Raw genomic sequence first — 16,479 nt, 5'->3', positions numbered from 1 at the left:
AAACGCGCCCAATCTGTTACACTTCACGAACATTTGACTGATTAGCAGGCTCTGAGATGGTTGACGATTCACAAGACACGACGCACTTTGGCTTTCAGACTGTCGCCAAAGCGCAGAAAGCTGACATGGTGGCCCACGTATTTCATTCCGTGGCGGCGAAGTACGATGTGATGAATGACTTGATGTCGTTCGGCATTCATCGCTTGTGGAAACGCTTCACCATTGACTGCAGCGGTGTGCGCCGTGGACAAACCGTGCTGGATTTAGCCGGTGGAACAGGCGATCTGACGGCGAAGTTTTCCCGTCTGGTGGGTGAAACTGGCCGCGTTGTTCTGGCCGATATCAATGACTCCATGCTGAAAATGGGACGCGAAAAGTTGCGTAACATCGGTGTGGTGGGCAATGTGGAATACGTGCAGGCAAACGCCGAAGCGCTGCCATTCCCGGATAATACCTTTGACTGCATCACGATCTCCTTCGGCCTGCGTAACGTCACCGACAAAGAAAAAGCGCTGCGCTCCATGTACCGTGTACTGAAGCCGGGTGGACGTCTGCTGGTGCTCGAGTTCTCTAAACCGATCATTGAGCCGCTGAGCAAAGCCTACGACGCCTATTCCTTCCACGTGCTGCCGCGTATCGGTGAACTGGTGGCAAACGACGCGGAGAGCTACCGCTATCTGGCGGAGTCCATTCGCATGCACCCGGATCAGGACACCCTAAAAGCCATGATGCAGGATGCGGAATTTGAGAACGTTGAATACTTCAACATGACGGCGGGTGTCGTTGCGCTGCATCGCGGTTACAAATTCTGAGTGGAGGTGTCCCGTGCCCTTTAAACCCTTAGTCACCGCAGGCATCGAGAATGTGCTCAATGCCTTCCTGTATCGCGCGCCGGCGCTAAAAGCTGCACGTCAGCGACTTAACGGGAAGGTCCTGCGCATTGTATTAAAAGAGTTCTCAACGCCGCTCGTGCTGGTCTTCAGCGAACGCCAGCTCGATGTTCTGGGTGAGTGGGAAGGCGAGGCGGATTGCTCGGTCATTACCCATATGAGCGTGCTGCCAAAACTGCGCGATCGCCAGCAATTGACGGCGCTTATCCGCAGCGGTGAGCTGGAAGTGGAGGGCGACATCCAGGTCGTACAAAACTTCGTTGCGCTCAGCGATCTGGCGGAGTTTGACCCGGCAGAACTGCTCGCGCCTTTTATTGGTGACATCGCCGCTGAAGGGATCGGGAAAGCTATTCATGGCGGCACGGCGTTCTTGCGCAAAAATCTGCAACGGCAGCAGCGCTATGCCGCAGAAGTCCTGACTGAAGAGTGGCGCATGGCCCCCGGTCCGCTGGAAGTGGCATGGTTTGCGGAAGAAACCGCTGCTGTTGAACGTGCGGTTGATGCATTAACCAAACGGCTGGAAAAACTGGAGGGCAAATGACGCCTGGTGAAATTCGGCGCCTCTATTTTATCGTCCACACCTTTTTGAGTTACGGGCTCGATGAGCTTATCCCCAAAATGCGTATCACGCTGCCGCTTAGAATCTGGCGGCGGATGTTGTTCTGGATGCCTAATCGTCATAAAGGTCAGCCGCTGGGTGAACGTCTGCGTCTGGCGCTGCAGGAGCTTGGCCCGGTATGGATTAAGTTCGGACAGATGCTCTCAACCCGCCGCGATCTCTTCCCGCCTCATATTGCCGATGAACTGGCAATGCTGCAGGACCGTGTTGCCCCGTTTGACGGAGTGAGGGCGAAGAAACAGATCGAAGAGGCAATGGGTAATCTTCCCGTTGAAACCTGGTTTGACGATTTCGAAATAGCCCCGCTGGCGTCGGCGTCTATTGCTCAGGTGCATACCGCGCGTCTGAAAGAGAACGGCAAAGAGGTGGTGATCAAGGTGATCCGCCCGGATATCCTGCCGGTCATTAAAGCTGACATGAAGCTGATTTATCGTCTGGCGCGCTGGGTACCACGTTTGTTACCTGATGGCCGTCGTCTGCGCCCGATGGAAGTGGTGCGGGAATACGAAAAAACGCTGATTGATGAGCTTAACCTGCTGCGCGAGTCGGCAAACGCCATTCAGCTGCGTCGTAATTTTGAAAACAGCCCGATGCTTTATGTGCCTGAGGTCTATTCAGACTACTGCAGTCAGAACATGATGGTCATGGAGCGCATCTACGGTATTCCGGTTTCGGATGTGGCGGCGCTGGAGAAGCAGGGAACGAACATGAAGCTGCTGGCCGAACGTGGCGTTCAGGTCTTCTTTACTCAGGTGTTCCGCGACAGCTTTTTCCATGCGGATATGCACCCGGGCAATATTTTTGTGAGCTACGAGCATCCTGAGGATCCGAAGTATATCGGTATCGACTGCGGGATTGTGGGGTCGCTGAATAAAGAAGATAAGCGTTATCTGGCCGAGAACTTTATCGCGTTCTTCAACCGTGACTACCGTAAGGTGGCTGAGCTGCACGTTGACTCCGGCTGGGTTCCGCCGGACACCAACGTCGAAGAGTTTGAGTTTGCTATTCGTACCGTCTGCGAGCCGATTTTTGAAAAGCCGCTGGCAGAAATCTCCTTCGGGCACGTGCTGTTAAACCTGTTTAATACGGCTCGCCGCTTTAATATGGAAGTTCAGCCGCAATTAGTTTTACTTCAGAAAACATTACTTTACGTTGAGGGTGTAGGTCGCCAACTCTATCCTCAGTTAGACTTGTGGAAGACGGCTAAACCGTTCCTGGAATCCTGGATTAAGGATCAGGTAGGTTTTCCAGCGCTGGTGCGCTCATTGAAAGAGAAAGGCCCGTTCTGGATTGAAAAAATGCCCGAAATTCCTGAACTGGTTTACGACAGTTTGCGTCAGAGCAAGAACCTTCAGCACAGCATGGATAAAATCGCCCGCGAGCTTCAGTCCAGTCGCGTGCGCCAGGGACAATCACGCTATCTCTTTGGGATTGGCGCAACGCTGCTGTTGAGCGGTACGTTGCTGCTAATCAATCGTCCGGACTGGCAGATGATGCCCGCCTGGCTGATGGCTGGCGGGGTTGTTGTCTGGCTAGCCGGATGGAGAAAAACGCGCTGAGTTTGCGTCGCCATCGACGGGTCGCATACGTATAATGCGACTTGACCAATTAATCATCTATTCCTGAGGAATTTGTATGGGTGGTATCAGTATCTGGCAATTAGTCATTATTGCCGTCATCGTCGTGCTGCTGTTTGGCACTAAAAAGCTCGGTTCTATCGGTTCCGATCTGGGCGCGTCTATCAAAGGCTTCAAGAAAGCAATGAGCGATGATGAGAACAAGCAGGATAAAGCCAGCCAGGATGCTGATTTTACTGCAAAATCCATCTCCGATAAGCAAGAAGAAGCCAAAAAAGAAGACGCCAAAAGCCACGATAAAGAGCAGGTGTAAGTCGTGTTCGACATTGGTTTTAGTGAGCTGCTGCTAGTCTTTGTGATTGGCCTGATCGTGCTGGGTCCGCAGCGTCTGCCCGTGGCGGTGAAAACCGTTGTGGGCTGGGTGCGTGCGCTGAGATCGCTGGCATCGACCGTTCAGAATGAACTGGCACAGGAACTTAAGCTCCAGGAGTTTCAGGAAAGCCTGAAAAAGGTCGAGAAGGCGAGCATGGATAACCTGACGCCGGAACTGAAAGCCTCAATGGATGAACTGCGCGAAGCGGCGGAATCCATGAAGCGCTCTTACAGCGTTAACGATCCTGAAAAAGCGAGCGATGAAGCGAACACCATTCATAACCCGGTGGTGAAGGACAGCGAAGCGCAACGTGAGGGCGTGACGCCAGCGAGTGCTGAGCACCAGGCCGCCGCGCCAGAACAGACGCCGCAGGAAACCGAAGTGAAAAAACAGGCGCAGCCGGAAGACCCCACGATAAAAGTGGCGGAAGCGAAACCCGTCGCGCCTGTTTCCGAATCATCCCCCTCGTCGAGTGATAAAGCGTAACCATGGCAGTAGATGATACTCAACCGCTTATTACGCACCTTATTGAGCTGCGTAAGCGCCTGTTAAACTGCATTATTGCGGTTCTGGTGATATTCCTGTGCCTGGTCTATTTCGCCAACGATATCTATCAGGTGGTCTCTGCACCGCTGATTAAGCAGATGCCGCTGGGGGCAACGATGATTGCAACAGATGTTGCCTCACCGTTCTTTACCCCTATTAAGCTCACCTTTTGGGTGTCGTTGATTGCGTCTGCACCCGTCATCCTTTATCAGGTATGGGCGTTTGTGGCACCAGCGCTGTATAAACATGAACGTAAACTGGTGATCCCGCTGCTGGTCTCCAGCTCGTTGCTGTTCTATATCGGTATGGCGTTTGCCTACTTCGTTGTCTTCCCGCTGGCCTTTGGCTTCCTGACGCACACCGCGCCGGAAGGGGTGCAGGTGTCGACAGATATCGCCAGCTATCTCAGCTTCGTCATGGCGCTGTTTATGGCGTTTGGCGTGGCATTTGAAGTGCCGGTCGCCATTGTGCTGCTTTGCTGGGTTGGGGTAACGACCCCTGAAGACCTGCGTAAAAAGCGTCCGTATATCCTGGTAGGTGCATTTGTGGTCGGCATGCTGCTCACGCCGCCGGATGTTTTCTCGCAGACGTTACTGGCCATACCGATGTATTGCCTCTTTGAGGTTGGCGTATTCTTCTCGCGTTTCTACGTGGGTAAAGGACGCCGATCGGACGATGTAGACGATGCGTCTGAAAAGACCACTGAAGAGTAAAACCAGCCGCCCGTCAGGGCGGTTGTTATATGGGGATTCGCATGTTTGATATCGGACTCAACCTGACCAGCTCGCAGTTTGCAAAAGATCGCGATGACGTTGTTGCGCGTGCTTTTGACGCCGGCGTTAAAGGACTCCTGCTGACCGGAACTAACCTTCATGAGAGCGAGCAGGCGCAGCTTCTGGCGCAACGTTATGAACACTGCTGGTCAACCGCAGGCATCCACCCTCATGACAGTAGCCAGTGGACCGAGGAGAGCGCACAAATCCTTTACAGGCTGGCGAAAACCGCTGAGGTGGTGGCCATTGGCGAGTGTGGGCTCGATTTTAACCGCAACTTCTCCACGCCTGACGAACAGGAAAAGGCATTCACTGCCCAGCTTGCTCTGGCGGCAGAGCTTGAAATGCCCGTCTTTATGCATTGCCGCGACGCGCACGAACGTTTTCTCGCGCTTCTGGATCCCTGGCTGGATAAACTCCCCGGCGCGGTGCTGCACTGCTTCACCGGTTCAAGGCAGGAGGCGCAGGAGTGCCTGGCGCGCGGGCTGTTTCTCGGCATTACCGGCTGGGTTTGTGATGAGCGCCGCGGGCTTGAGCTACGCGAGCTGTTACCGTTGATTCCGGCCGACCGTTTGCTTATTGAGACCGATGCGCCTTATCTGCTGCCGAGAGATATGACGCCCAAACCGTCATCGCGGCGAAATGAGCCTGCATACCTGGGGCACATTGTTGAGCGCGTGGCGCGATGGCGTGGAGACGATCCGCACTGGCTTTCTGCGCAGACGGATGACAACGTGCGCCATCTCTTCAGGATCAGTTTTTAAACTTTACGGAAGTCGGTATTTTTGACGCTCTGCAACACCTGCTTGTTCAGCAGGTTGAGCAACAACATGGAGCGTGCTTCACCGTCCGGCTCGGCGAAAATCGCCTGCAGGCCTTCGAATGCACCTTCCGTAATGACGACGTTATCACCCGCGTAAGGGGTTTCCGGGTCGGTGATCCCTTCGGGCTGTTGATACACCGAAAGCTGATGAATGACCGTCGACGGAACGGTGGCCGGGTGGGCGCCAAAACGAACGAAGTGGCTGACGCCGCGCGTTGCGCTGATGGTGGTGGTGTGGATCACCTCAGGGTCGAACTCCACGAACAGGTAGTTCGGGAATAACGGCTCACTGACGGTTGTGCGCTTCCCGCGCTGCATTTTTTCAAGCGTGATCACGGGTGTCAGACAATTTACAGACTGACGTTCAAGATGTTCCTGCGCGCGCTGAAGTTGCCCGCGTTTGCAATACAGTAAATACCAGGCCTGCATAATCACTCTTTCCCTTAGTTCGGGGCGCAAGCATATCAAAACCCTGGAGGGATCGCTAAGTTGATTATAATGGGTGAACCTGGAACAGAACGCATAAGTTCACGCTAATTTAACAAAATTACAGCATCAAGCAGGCTTACGCCGTATAATGAAGCGCTTACAGAGAGGCCATGACTAACTGCATGAAATACCACGATCTCCGCGACTTCCTGACGCTGCTGGAAAAGCAGGGCGAACTCAAACGCATTACACTTCCTGTTGATCCTTATCTGGAAATGACAGAAATTGCTGACCGCACCCTGCGTGCCGGTGGCCCCGCGTTACTCTTTGAAAATCCGAAAGGTTACTCCATGCCGGTGCTGTGCAACCTGTTTGGTACACCGCGTCGTGTCGCATTGGGGATGGGGCAGGAAGACGTTACCGCGTTGCGTGAAGTGGGTAAGCTGCTGGCATTTCTGAAAGAGCCAGAGCCACCGAAAGGCTTCCGCGATCTGTTCGACAAGCTGCCGCAGTTTAAGCAGGTGCTGAACATGCCAACCAAACGCCTGCGCGGTGCGCCGTGCCAGCAAAAAGTGCTGGAAGGCGATGCGGTTGATTTGACCAAAATTCCCATTATGCAGTGCTGGCCTGAAGATGCTGCGCCGCTGATCACCTGGGGTTTGACCGTCACGCGCGGTCCGCATAAAGAACGGCAAAATCTGGGTATTTACCGCCAGCAGTTGATTGGTAAGAATAAGCTCATCATGCGCTGGCTGTCGCATCGCGGCGGCGCGCTGGATTTCCAGGAGTGGTGCGCTGCGCATCCGGGTGAACGTTTCCCGGTCTCTGTCGCCTTAGGCGCTGACCCGGCCACTATTCTGGGAGCCGTTACACCCGTGCCGGATACGCTCTCTGAATATGCGTTTGCCGGCCTGCTGCGCGGGACAAAAACCGAAGTCGTGAAGTGTATTTCGAACGATCTCGAAGTTCCGGCCAGTGCGGAAATTGTGCTGGAAGGTTACCTTGAGCAGGGCGAACTGGCACCGGAAGGCCCTTACGGCGACCACACCGGTTATTACAACGAAGTGGATAACTTCCCGGTGTTTACCGTTACGCACATTACGCAGCGTGAAGATGCGATTTATCACTCTACCTACACCGGGCGTCCACCGGATGAACCCGCAGTACTGGGGGTGGCGCTGAATGAAGTGTTTGTGCCGATCCTGCAAAAGCAGTTCCCGGAAATCGTTGATTTTTACCTGCCCCCTGAAGGGTGCTCGTATCGCCTGGCGGTAGTGACGATGAAGAAGCAGTATCCCGGTCATGCGAAACGCGTGATGATGGGCGTCTGGTCTTTCCTGCGCCAGTTTATGTATACCAAATTTGTTATTGTCTGCGATGATGACGTTAACGCTCGCGACTGGAATGACGTCATTTGGGCGATTACCACGCGAATGGACCCGGCGCGCGATACGGTGTTAGTCGAGAACACGCCGATAGATTACCTGGACTTTGCCTCGCCGGTTTCCGGTCTTGGCTCAAAAATGGGACTGGATGCCACAAATAAATGGCCTGGCGAAACCGACCGTGAATGGGGTCGCCCGATCAAAAAAGATCCTGCCGTGACCGCGCGTATTGACGCGATCTGGGATGAACTGGCCATAATGAATAACGGTAAACCTGAAACAGGCCGTTAAGCCCTATAGACTTCACGACAGAGAGAGCGAATGACAACCTTAAGCTGTAAAGTGACCTCGGTAGATGCCATCACCGACACCGTATATCGCGTCCGTTTAGTGCCAGAAGCGGCATTCTCTTTCCGCGCTGGTCAGTACTTAATGGTAGTGATGGATGAGCGTGATAAGCGTCCTTTCTCTATGGCCTCTACGCCAGCAGAGAAAGAATTTATTGAGCTGCATATTGGTGCGTCTGAGCTTAACCTGTACGCGATGGCCGTTATGGACCGCATCCTGAAAGAACGTGAGATTGTGGTCGACATCCCTCACGGCGAAGCGTGGCTGCGCGATGACGAAGATCGTCCGCTGATCCTCATCGCTGGCGGTACGGGATTCTCTTATGTGCGCTCTATTCTGTTGACCGCTCTGGCACGTAACCCGGACCGTGACATCACCATTTACTGGGGTGGCCGCGAAGAGAAGCATCTGTATGACCTGTCTGAGCTGGAAGCGCTGAGCGTAACCCATCCTAACCTGCGCATTGAGCCGGTGGTTGAGCAGCCGGAAGAGGGCTGGCGTGGGCGTAGCGGTACCGTGCTGACGGCGGTATTGCAGGATCACGGCACGCTGGCAGGACACGATATCTATATCGCAGGTCGTTTCGAGATGGCGAAAATCGCCCGGGACCTGTTCTGTAACGAACGTGACGCGCGTGAAGATCGCCTGTTTGGCGATGCGTTTGCCTTCATTTAAATAAAAAACCCGCCCCTGACAGGCGGGAAGAACGGCAACTAAACTCTCTCTCTTCGCCAATGACGCCATAACTGCGTTGGCTGCGCTCGTTCACCCGAATCACTTACTTGAGTAAGCTCATCGGGATTCGCTCGCTTGCCGCCTTGTTCTGACGTCATTGGCTTTGAAATACTTTTCCTGATTTACACTCTCTCAAACACCGTCGCGATACCCTGACCCAACCCGATGCACATTGTTGCCAGTCCGAACTGGGCATCTTTGCGCTCCATCAGATTAATCAGCGTCGTGCTGATACGCGCCCCGGAGCAACCGAGTGGGTGGCCGAGGGCGATCGCGCCGCCGTTGAGGTTAATTTTCTCGTCGATCTGTTCCATCAGCCCCAGATCTTTAATGCACGGCAGGATCTGCGCGGCGAAGGCTTCGTTCATCTCGAACAGATCGATGTCGCTGGCGGTTAGTCCCGCTTTTTTCAGCGCCAGCTTCGAGGCCGGAACCGGGCCGTAACCCATGATTGAAGGATCGCAGCCCACGACAGCCATCGAACGTACCCGAGCGCGTGGGGTTAACCCCAGCTCACGGGCGCGGCTTTCGCTCATCACCAGCATCGCCGCTGCTCCGTCGGACAGCGCCGACGAGGTACCTGCCGTGACCGTACCGGTGACCGGATCAAATGCCGGACGCAACGTAGAAAGTGCTTCCACCGTTGTTTCCGGGCGGATCACTTCGTCGTAGCTGAACTGCTTCAGAACGCCGTCCGCATCGTGACCGCCGGTAGGGATGATCTCGTTTTTAAATGCGCCGGACTGCGTGGCAGCCCAGGCGCGGGCATGGGAACGTGCGGCAAACGCATCCTGCATTTCACGGCTGATGCCGTGCAGGCGGGAGAGCATCTCCGCGGTGAGACCCATCATTCCCGCAGCTTTTGCCACGTTACGGCTCATCCCCGGATGGAAATCGACGCCGTGGCTCATCGGGACGTGCCCCATATGCTCCACACCGCCCACCAGGCAGGCCTGAGCATCGCCGGTCATGATCATACGTGCCGCATCGTGCAGCGCCTGCATGGATGAACCGCACAGACGGTTAACAGTGACGGCCGGAACCGAATGCGGGATCTCCGCCAGCAGTGACGCATTACGCGCGATATTGAAGCCCTGCTCCAGAGTCTGCTGCACGCAGCCCCAGTAGATATCGTCGAGCGCGGCGGGGTCCAACGCCGGATTACGCGCCAGCAGGCTACGCATCAGGTGTGCGGAGAGGTCTTCCGCGCGCACGTTACGGAATGCGCCGCCTTTTGAACGGCCCATCGGGGTGCGAATCGCATCAACAATGACAACCTTTTCCATTGTGACTCCTTAAGCCGTTTTCAGCTCGCCAACCGGACGGGCTGGCTCAACTGCTGGGTAATAGGGTTCGTTATGGCGCGCTTTGTTGCGCAGCCCTTCAGGCACTTCATAGAGCGGGCCGAGGTGCTGATACTGCTGAGCCATATCGAGATAGCGGGCGCTGCCGATGGTGTCCAGCCAGCGGAACGCGCCGCCGTGGAACGGAGGGAAGCCCAGGCCGTATACCAGCGCCATATCCGCTTCGGCCGGGCTGGCGATAATGCCTTCTTCCAGACAACGCACCACTTCGTTGATCATCGGGATCATCATGCGGGCGAGGATCTCATCGTCGGTGAAGTCACGTTTTGACTGGCATACGTCGGCCAGCAGGCCGTCCACCGCCGCATCCTCTTCTTTCTTCGGTTTGCCTTTGCTGTCTTCTTTATAGCGCCAGAAGCCCAGGCCGTTTTTCTGACCGAAGCGGTTAGCGTCGAACAGGGCGTCAATCGCGTCGCGATAATCTTTCTGCATGCGCTGCGGGAAGCCTGCCGCCATCACCGCCTGGGCGTGATGGGCGGTATCAATACCGACCACGTCCAGCAGATACGCCGGGCCCATCGGCCAGCCGAACTGTTTTTCCATCACTTTGTCGATTTTGCGGAAGTCTGCCCCATCGCGCAGCAGCTGGCTGAAACCGGCGAAGTAAGGGAACAGGACGCGGTTGACGAAGAAGCCCGGGCAGTCGTTAACAACGATCGGCGTTTTGCCCATCTTGCTTGCCCACGCCACCACTTTGGCGATGGTTTCGTCAGAGGTTTTTTCCCCTCGGATCACTTCGACCAGCGGCATACGGTGTACCGGGTTGAAGAAGTGCATTCCGCAGAAGTTTTCCGGACGCTTCAGTACGCTCGCCAGTTCGCTAATCGGAATAGTCGAGGTATTAGAGGCCAGTACGGTATCCGGACGAACTTTGTCTTCCGTTTCCGCCAGCACCGCTTTTTTGACTTTCGGGTTCTCTACGACCGCCTCAACGACCACGTCCACACGATCAAAACCGCTGTATTCCAGCACAGGCTGAATGGTGGAGATCACGCCAGCGAGCTTCAGCCCGTCAATTTTGCCGCGCTCCAGCTGTTTATTCAGCAGCTTAGCCGCTTCGGTCATGCCCAGCGTCAGGGATTTCTCGTTAATGTCTTTCATCACTACCGGCACGCCTTTCCAGGCTGACTGGTAGGCGATGCCGCCACCCATAATGCCCGCCCCGAGTACCGCCGCGTGTTTTGGGGTCTCAACGTTTTTGGTCAGCTGTTTAGCTTTGCCTTTCACGAACTGATCGTTCAGGAAGATGCCAACCAGCGCGCGGGCTTCGTTGGTGTGCGCCAGCGGGACGAAGCTCTGATTTTCCAGTTTCAGGGCTTCGTCACGGCCCAGACGGGCGGCCGCTTCAATGGTTTTCACTGCCGTGATCGGCGCCGGGTAGTGTTTACCCGCCGTCTGCATAACCATGCCTTTGGCGATGGTGAAGCTCATGGTGGCTTCTATCTTGCTGAGTTTTAACGGCTCAAGCTTCGGCTGGCGTTTGGCTTTCCAGTCGAGATCGCCATTAATGGCCTGACGCAGAATAGCCAGAGCGCCTTCAACCAGTTTTTCTGGCTTAACCACGCCGTCCACCAGGCCGATTTTCTGCGCCTGTTCCGCGCCGACATCTTTACCGGCGGCGATGATCTCCAGCGCGCTGTCAGCACCCAGCATGCGCGGCATACGGACGGATCCGCCAAAGCCAGGCATGATCCCCAGTTTGGTTTCCGGCAGGCCGATACGCAGATCCGGCGTGGCCAGACGGTAGTCGGTCGCCAGCACGCACTCGCAGCCACCGCCTAATGCGTAACCATTAACGGCGGAAATAGTCGGAACAGGCAGGTCTTCCAGACGGTTAAAGACGCTGTTTGCAAAGTGCAGCCACTGGCTCAACTGTTCTTCAGGCACCTGGAACAGGGAAAGGAATTCGGTGATATCGGCACCGACAATAAAGGCTGCTTTGTTTGAGCGCAGCAGCAGCCCTTTTAATTCAGTTTGCTTTTCAAGTACTTCCAACGCCTGGCCAAGACTGGCCACGGTCGCGGTATCAAGCTTGTTCACTGAGCCGGGGGCATCGAACACCAGTTCGGCAATGCCATCTTCCAGCCAGTTGAGGTACAGGGTGTCGCCTTTGTAGAGCATGTCAGTCTCCTGAATCCAGCAATTGGATCTGGTCATACCAGATGAAACGGAGTGTGGGATTTATGTTAATAAAATGCAAATTACTCATTAAGAAATTGCTGCATTGATCACGGTCGGTGGAAATCACGCAGCCGGAGTGAGGTGTGCTAAGATGCGATGACTTGAGGTCAAAAAAACGAAAGGAAGAATGATGGACTCACTGGCTTCGCTTTATAAAAATCATATCGTTACCCTACAGGAACGTACCCGCGATGTACTGGCCCGCTTCAAACTGGATGCCCTGCTTATCCATTCCGGCGAGCTGATAAACACATTTCTTGATGACCATGCCTATCCGTTCAAGGTTAACCCACAGTTTAAAGCCTGGGTGCCTGTTACTCAGGTTCCTAACTGCTGGTTGCTGGTGGATGGCGTGAACAAGCCGAAACTGTGGTTCTACCTGCCGGTCGATTACTGGCACAACGTGGAACCGCTGCCGACCTCTTTCTGGACGGAAGAAATTGACGTGATTGCGCTGCCAAAAGCGGACGGCATTGGCAGCCAGCTACCTGCTGCACGCGGCAATATCGCCTATATTGGCCCGGTTCCGGAGCGTGCATTGGGTCTGGATATTCCCGCGGACAAACTCAACCCGAAAGGGGTGCTCGACTTCCTGCATTACTACCGCGCGTACAAAACCGATTACGAACTTTACTGCATGCGTGAAGCGCAAAAAACGGCGGTGAATGGCCATCGTGCCGCGCACGAGGCGTTCCAGTCCGGCATGAGCGAATTCGATATCAACCAGGCGTACCTGACCGCGACCGGCCACCGTGATACCGACGTGCCATACAGCAATATTGTCGCGCTGAATGAGCATGCTTCTGTTCTTCACTACACCAAACTGGACCATCAGGTTCCGTCGGAAATGCGCAGCTTCCTGCTTGATGCCGGCGCTGAGTACAACGGTTATGCGGCTGACCTGACCCGTACCTGGGCGGCTAATGCTGACACCGATTTCGCGCAGCTGATTAAAGACGTGAACGATGAGCAACTGGCGCTTATTGGTACCATGAAAGCCGGTACCAGCTACGTGGATTATCACGTTCAGTTCCATCAGCGCATCGCGAAGCTGCTGCGTAAGCATCAGATTGTGAAAGACATGAGCGAAGAGGCAATGGTCGAGAACGATCTCACCGGGCCATTCATGCCGCACGGTATTGGTCACCCGCTGGGCCTGCAGGTTCACGACGTCGCTGGCTTTATGCAGGATGATACCGGTACGCATCTTGCGGCACCGTCTAAATATCCTTACCTGCGCTGCACCCGTATTCTTGAGCCGCGTATGGTGTTGACGATTGAACCGGGGATCTACTTTATTGAATCCCTGCTGGCGCCATGGCGTGAAGGTCAGTTCAGCAAACACTTCAACTGGGAAAAAATTGACGCACTGAAACCGTTTGGCGGTATTCGTATCGAAGATAACGTGGTGATTCACGAGAACGGTATCGAGAATATGACGCGAGACCTGAAGCTGGCCTGATGGAAAGCTGGCTGATACCGGCTGAACCGGTCACCTTTGTTGAGGAAATCAAGAAAAGCCGCTTTATTACGCTGCTGGCACACACCGACGGCGTTGAAGCGGCAAAGGCATTTGTTGAGTCTGTCCGGGCTGAGCATCCTGACGCACGTCACCACTGTGTGGCGTGGGTGGCAGGGCCCCCGGACGATTCGCAACAGCTTGGCTTTTCCGATGACGGTGAACCCGCGGGAACCGCCGGTAAACCCATGCTCTCGCAGCTGATGGGCAGCGGCGTGGGTGAAATTACCGCCGTGGTGGTGCGTTACTACGGCGGCATCTTGTTAGGCACGGGCGGGCTGGTGAAAGCCTATGGCGGTGGCGTTCAGCAGGCACTGAATATATTGACGACCACCCGCAAAACGCCGCTCACCGAATATACTCTATTGTGCGATTACGCCCAATTATCCGGCATCGAAGCGTTGCTGAAACAGTTTAATGGCGTTATCGCGCACAGTGACTTTCAGGCGATGGTGCAATTACGCGTGGCGCTTCCTCAGGCGGAGCTGGCTGCTTTTTCAGCAAAACTGGCAGATTTTAGTCGCGGTTCGTTGCAATTACTGCCGATTGAAGAATAATCCCCACCTCACTTTTTTGAATACCAAAGGAAGCGGCAGAGATGCATTTTCGTGCCATAACCCGAATCGTTGGACTGCTGGTCATACTTTTTTCCGGGACGATGATTCTCCCAGGACTGGTGGCGCTTATCTACCGGGACGGCGCGGGGCGGGCATTTACCCAGACCTTTTTTGTCGCACTGGCGATTGGCTCGCTGCTGTGGTGGCCGAATCGTCGTCAGAAAGGTGAGCTGAAATCCCGCGAAGGCTTTCTGATCGTGGTGCTGTTCTGGACGGTGCTGGGGAGCGTGGGTTCGCTGCCCTTTATCTTCTCCGAGCAACCTAACCTGAGCATCACGGATGCCTTTTTTGAATCGTTCTCGGGGTTAACAACCACCGGGGCGACGACGCTGGTGGGTCTGGATTCATTACCCCACGCCATCCTCTTTTATCGCCAGATGCTGCAGTGGTTCGGCGGTATGGGGATCATCGTCCTGGCGGTAGCTATTCTGCCCATTCTGGGCGTCGGTGGGATGCAGTTGTACAGGGCTGAAATGCCCGGGCCGCTGAAAGATAACAAGATGCGCCCGCGTATTGCCGAGACGGCGAAAACCCTGTGGCTGATTTATGTCCTGCTGACGGTGGCCTGTGCGCTGGCGCTCTGGTTTGCCGGGATGCCTGCTTTTGATGCCATCGGACACAGCTTTGCGACAATCGCTATCGGCGGGTTCTCCACCCACGATGCCAGCGTAGGCTACTTCGATAGCCCAACGATCAACACCATCATTGCGATTTTCCTGCTGATTTCTGGCTGTAACTATGGCCTGCACTTCTCTTTACTGAGCGGGCGAAGCCTGAAGGTGTACTGGCGCGACCCTGAGTTCCGCATGTTTATTGGTGTCCAGCTTACGCTGGTCGTCATCTGTACCCTGGTGCTGTGGTTCCATGATGTTTACAACTCCGCGCTGACAACCCTAAACCAGGCGTTCTTCCAGGTGGTATCAATGGCGACGACCGCCGGATTTACCACGGACAGTATTGCGCGCTGGCCGCTGTTCCTGCCGGTACTCCTGCTGTGCTCTGCGTTTATTGGCGGCTGCGCCGGGTCGACGGGCGGTGGTCTGAAGGTGATTCGTATTCTGCTGCTGTTCAAGCAGGGCAACCGTGAGCTGAAACGACTGGTCCACCCGAACGCGGTTTACAGCATTAAACTGGGGAACCGCGCGCTGCCGGAACGTATTCTCGAAGCCGTATGGGGCTTTTTCTCGGCGTATGCGCTGGTCTTTATCGTCAGTATGCTGGCGATCATCGCGACGGGGGTGGATGATTTCTCCGCCTTTGCGTCCGTCGTCGCAACATTGAATAACCTCGGGCCAGGCCTGGGGGTCGTGGCGGATAACTTTGCCAGTATGAACCCGGTCGCGAAATGGATCCTCATTGCCAATATGCTGTTTGGTCGTCTTGAGGTCTTTACGCTGCTGGTGCTCTTCACCCCAACATTCTGGCGCGAATAAGGAGCCGTTGATGAAAACACTGATTCTTTTCTCTACGCGAGACGGACAAACACGTGAGATTGCCGCGTATCTGGCGTCGGAATTAAAAGAACTGGGTATTTACTCGGATGTGGTGAACCTGAATCGCGCGGAGCAGATCACATGGCAGGAGTACGATCGCGTGGTGATTGGCGCCTCTATTCGTTACGGGCATTTCCATCCAGCGCTGGATCGCTTTGTGAAAAAGCACACGGCGGTGCTCAACAAATTGCCCGGCGCGTTTTACTCGGTCAATCTGGTTGCGCGTAAAGCCGAGAAGCGTACGCCGCAGACCAACAGCTATACGCGCAAGTTTTTACTCAGCTCACCGTGGCAGCCAGACCTGTGCGCGGTTTTTGCTGGTGCGCTGCGTTACCCTCGATACCGTTGGTATGACCGTTTCATGATCCGCCTGATTATGAAAATGACCGGTGGTGAAACCGATACCCGCAAAGAAGTGGTTTATACCGACTGGTCGCAGGTGGCCAGTTTTGCGCGGGAAATCGCACATTTAACGGACGATTCGCGACTTAAATAAGCGTTAAGTTTGAAAAGTGAGCGAACGAAAAGTTTTTTGTATTTTGTGCTTGTCACTCCGAAATAACTCCCTATAATGCGCCTCCACTGACACGGAACAACGGCACACACGCCGCCGGGTCAGCAGAGAAAAGCAAAATAAACGCTTGACTCTGAAGCGGGAAAGCGTAATATGCACACCCCGCGCCGCAGCGAAAACGAAGCGGCACTGCTCTTTAACAATTTATCAGACAATCTGTGTGGGCACTCAAAGTGACATGGATTCTTAACGTCCTCGGACGAAAAATGAATACCAAGTCTCTGAGTGAACAT

16 protein-coding genes are annotated in these 16,479 nt (G+C 54.8%); 13 read left to right on the top strand and 3 right to left on the bottom strand.

Annotation, left to right across the window (positions count from 1 at the left end; all coding sequences use genetic code 11):
* Nucleotides 1-56: 56 nt before the first annotated feature.
* The 7 genes from ubiE (at nt 57) to tatD (ending at nt 5,542) form a co-directional block, all read left to right on the top strand.
* A complete protein-coding gene (gene ubiE, locus ACOTY9_RS20940; protein ID WP_014885623.1) occupies nt 57-812 on the top strand; it encodes a bifunctional demethylmenaquinone methyltransferase/2-methoxy-6-polyprenyl-1,4-benzoquinol methylase UbiE in 756 nt (251 codons plus the stop codon).
* Between the two features lie 13 nt (nt 813-825).
* The gene (gene ubiJ / locus ACOTY9_RS20935; RefSeq protein WP_014885622.1) at nt 826-1,431 is read left to right on the top strand and encodes a ubiquinone biosynthesis protein UbiJ; all 606 of its coding nucleotides are present in this window, start codon (nt 826-828) and stop codon (nt 1,429-1,431) included.
* Nucleotides 1,428-3,068, top strand: a complete 1,641-nt coding sequence (gene ubiB / locus ACOTY9_RS20930) for a ubiquinone biosynthesis regulatory protein kinase UbiB (protein ID WP_014885621.1) — start codon at nt 1,428-1,430, stop codon at nt 3,066-3,068. Before ubiJ ends, ubiB begins: the two co-directional genes overlap by 4 nt.
* 76 nt (nt 3,069-3,144) lie before the next feature.
* Nucleotides 3,145-3,399, top strand: a complete 255-nt coding sequence (gene tatA, locus ACOTY9_RS20925) for a Sec-independent protein translocase subunit TatA (protein ID WP_014885620.1) — start codon at nt 3,145-3,147, stop codon at nt 3,397-3,399.
* A 3-nt stretch (nt 3,400-3,402) separates the two neighbouring features.
* The gene (tatB, locus tag ACOTY9_RS20920) at nt 3,403-3,945 is read left to right on the top strand and encodes a Sec-independent protein translocase protein TatB (RefSeq protein WP_023331551.1); all 543 of its coding nucleotides are present in this window, start codon (nt 3,403-3,405) and stop codon (nt 3,943-3,945) included.
* A 2-nt stretch (nt 3,946-3,947) separates the two neighbouring features.
* A complete protein-coding gene (gene tatC / locus ACOTY9_RS20915; protein WP_023331550.1) occupies nt 3,948-4,718 on the top strand; it encodes a Sec-independent protein translocase subunit TatC in 771 nt (256 codons plus the stop codon).
* Nucleotides 4,719-4,759: 41 nt separating this feature from the next.
* Entirely contained in the window at nt 4,760-5,542 is a 783-nt protein-coding gene (tatD, locus tag ACOTY9_RS20910) for a 3'-5' ssDNA/RNA exonuclease TatD (RefSeq protein WP_032635121.1), read from the top strand.
* Here tatD and rfaH read toward each other — a convergent pair.
* Nucleotides 5,539-6,030 carry a transcription/translation regulatory transformer protein RfaH gene (gene rfaH / locus ACOTY9_RS20905; RefSeq protein WP_014885616.1) on the bottom strand — a complete coding sequence of 164 codons (492 nt, stop codon included), beginning with the start codon at nt 6,028-6,030 and terminating at the stop codon, nt 5,539-5,541. The genes tatD and rfaH overlap by 4 nt on opposite strands.
* Before the next feature lie 170 nt (nt 6,031-6,200).
* On the opposite strand from rfaH, the gene ubiD reads away from it, so the two are divergent.
* Nucleotides 6,201-7,706 carry a 4-hydroxy-3-polyprenylbenzoate decarboxylase gene (gene ubiD, locus ACOTY9_RS20900; protein WP_023331547.1) on the top strand — a complete coding sequence of 502 codons (1,506 nt, stop codon included), beginning with the start codon at nt 6,201-6,203 and terminating at the stop codon, nt 7,704-7,706.
* A 30-nt stretch (nt 7,707-7,736) separates the two neighbouring features.
* Complete coding sequence (gene fre, locus ACOTY9_RS20895) at nt 7,737-8,438, top strand: NAD(P)H-flavin reductase (RefSeq protein WP_014885614.1); 702 nt, start codon at nt 7,737-7,739, stop codon at nt 8,436-8,438.
* Nucleotides 8,439-8,620: 182 nt separating this feature from the next.
* Here the strand turns inward: fre and fadA are convergent, their stop codons facing one another.
* Nucleotides 8,621-9,784: an acetyl-CoA C-acyltransferase FadA gene (gene fadA / locus ACOTY9_RS20890; protein WP_008501515.1), complete on the bottom strand. Its 1,164-nt coding sequence runs from the start codon at nt 9,782-9,784 to the stop codon at nt 8,621-8,623.
* Between the two features lie 9 nt (nt 9,785-9,793).
* On the bottom strand, nt 9,794-11,983 hold the full coding sequence (gene fadB, locus ACOTY9_RS20885; RefSeq protein WP_348566106.1) for a fatty acid oxidation complex subunit alpha FadB: 2,190 nt from the start codon (nt 11,981-11,983) through the stop codon (nt 9,794-9,796).
* A gap of 190 nt (nt 11,984-12,173) precedes the next feature.
* Here fadB and pepQ point away from each other — a divergent pair, with 190 nt between their 5' ends.
* Genes pepQ through hemG form a run of 4 tightly spaced genes read left to right on the top strand, consistent with a single transcriptional unit; the run spans nt 12,174 to nt 16,168 of the window.
* On the top strand, nt 12,174-13,505 hold the full coding sequence (gene pepQ, locus ACOTY9_RS20880) for a Xaa-Pro dipeptidase (RefSeq protein WP_014885612.1): 1,332 nt from the start codon (nt 12,174-12,176) through the stop codon (nt 13,503-13,505).
* On the top strand, nt 13,505-14,119 hold the full coding sequence (locus tag ACOTY9_RS20875) for an IMPACT family protein (RefSeq protein WP_014885611.1): 615 nt from the start codon (nt 13,505-13,507) through the stop codon (nt 14,117-14,119). The genes pepQ and ACOTY9_RS20875 overlap by 1 nt, the downstream gene beginning before the upstream one ends.
* Nucleotides 14,120-14,160: 41 nt before the next feature.
* Nucleotides 14,161-15,612, top strand: a complete 1,452-nt coding sequence (gene trkH / locus ACOTY9_RS20870) for a Trk system potassium transporter TrkH (protein WP_013099227.1) — start codon at nt 14,161-14,163, stop codon at nt 15,610-15,612.
* Nucleotides 15,613-15,622: 10 nt separating this feature from the next.
* A complete protein-coding gene (gene hemG / locus ACOTY9_RS20865) occupies nt 15,623-16,168 on the top strand; it encodes a menaquinone-dependent protoporphyrinogen IX dehydrogenase (protein ID WP_014885610.1) in 546 nt (181 codons plus the stop codon).
* The last annotated feature ends 311 nt before the right edge of the window (nt 16,169-16,479 follow it).

This window comes from Enterobacter cloacae complex sp. SHL012 (assembly GCF_049237505.1).
Taxonomy (GTDB): Bacteria; Pseudomonadota; Gammaproteobacteria; order Enterobacterales; family Enterobacteriaceae; genus Enterobacter; species Enterobacter kobei.
This window is presented reverse-complemented; position numbering and strand designations above follow the sequence as displayed.

Bases quoted from the DNA above. Each gene is read 5' to 3' on its own strand.
- ubiE (WP_014885623.1), top strand. From the start codon at position 57: ATGGTTGACGATTCACAAGACACGACGCACTTTGGCTTTCAGACTGTC.
- ubiB (WP_014885621.1), top strand. From the start codon at position 1,428: ATGACGCCTGGTGAAATTCGGCGCCTCTATTTTATCGTCCACACCTTT.
- tatA (WP_014885620.1), top strand. From the start codon at position 3,145: ATGGGTGGTATCAGTATCTGGCAATTAGTCATTATTGCCGTCATCGTC.
- tatC (WP_023331550.1), top strand. From the start codon at position 3,948: ATGGCAGTAGATGATACTCAACCGCTTATTACGCACCTTATTGAGCTG.
- tatD (WP_032635121.1), top strand. From the start codon at position 4,760: ATGTTTGATATCGGACTCAACCTGACCAGCTCGCAGTTTGCAAAAGAT.
- rfaH (WP_014885616.1), bottom strand. From the start codon at position 6,030: ATGCAGGCCTGGTATTTACTGTATTGCAAACGCGGGCAACTTCAGCGC.
- ubiD (WP_023331547.1), top strand. From the start codon at position 6,201: ATGACTAACTGCATGAAATACCACGATCTCCGCGACTTCCTGACGCTG.
- fre (WP_014885614.1), top strand. From the start codon at position 7,737: ATGACAACCTTAAGCTGTAAAGTGACCTCGGTAGATGCCATCACCGAC.
- fadA (WP_008501515.1), bottom strand. From the start codon at position 9,784: ATGGAAAAGGTTGTCATTGTTGATGCGATTCGCACCCCGATGGGCCGT.
- fadB (WP_348566106.1), bottom strand. From the start codon at position 11,983: ATGCTCTACAAAGGCGACACCCTGTACCTCAACTGGCTGGAAGATGGC.
- pepQ (WP_014885612.1), top strand. From the start codon at position 12,174: ATGGACTCACTGGCTTCGCTTTATAAAAATCATATCGTTACCCTACAG.
- ACOTY9_RS20875 (WP_014885611.1), top strand. From the start codon at position 13,505: ATGGAAAGCTGGCTGATACCGGCTGAACCGGTCACCTTTGTTGAGGAA.
- trkH (WP_013099227.1), top strand. From the start codon at position 14,161: ATGCATTTTCGTGCCATAACCCGAATCGTTGGACTGCTGGTCATACTT.
- hemG (WP_014885610.1), top strand. From the start codon at position 15,623: ATGAAAACACTGATTCTTTTCTCTACGCGAGACGGACAAACACGTGAG.